The sequence below is a fragment of the Paenibacillus sp. 01T442 genome (assembly GCF_056398345.1).
Genome location: NZ_JBFTPF010000211.1, coordinates 1 through 647 on the forward strand (window position 1 = coordinate 1; position 647 = coordinate 647).

A 647-nucleotide genomic window follows, 5' to 3' on the forward strand; every position below is an offset into this window, starting at 1 on the left:
CGCAACATATTCTCGCCGTTTTCGTAAAAGAATGTAAAAAAACTTTGAAGGAGGTAAAAATATTAAATACAAAAAAACTTTAATTATAACTCAGACATTCATAATTATTGCTTTGACTGTCTTCATTTTTGTGTTTGTAAATCAATCAAATAAAGTGAACGATACTGCTACGAACTCAGTAATTTTCCATCTTGACAGAGCTGACCTTGCACGAGTTGATAAAATGGTAACAAGATTTAATGAGGGGCAAGGAGACAATCTAATGATTATAGAACCAGTAATGGATAGCGGGCCAGCCATTCATGACGTAATTTCAAATGGTAAAGAAATAAATTGGATAGTTGATAACTCACGAGATGCATGGAGTACAGACAAACGCAAGACCGAATATGTCTGTAAATTAATTCGAATACACGAAAGAGATAGTGATTTTATTGATGTTGAATTATCAAAATGTAAAAATTACAAGGATGATGACCAAATTAGAATTCTGTCTTTTAGAAAAGAAAAGTTGTAACTGGAAATGGATTAAACTAACGGCGAAGTACGACAAGTTCTGCTATAAGCACCAAACAGTGTGAAAAGCAGGAGATTACAGCAGTAATCTTAACTTTACAACCAAGGATGGGAATGACGGAACCATGTAT

The 647-nt window shown here is 33.5% G+C and carries 1 protein-coding gene; it reads left to right on the top strand.

Annotation, left to right across the window (positions count from 1 at the left end):
- Positions 1 to 154: 154 nt before the first annotated feature.
- On the top strand, positions 155 to 517 hold the full coding sequence (locus AC1DLM_RS35475; protein WP_477572635.1) for a DUF4362 domain-containing protein: 363 nt from the start codon (positions 155 to 157) through the stop codon (positions 515 to 517).
- Positions 518 to 647: the final 130 nt, after the last annotated feature.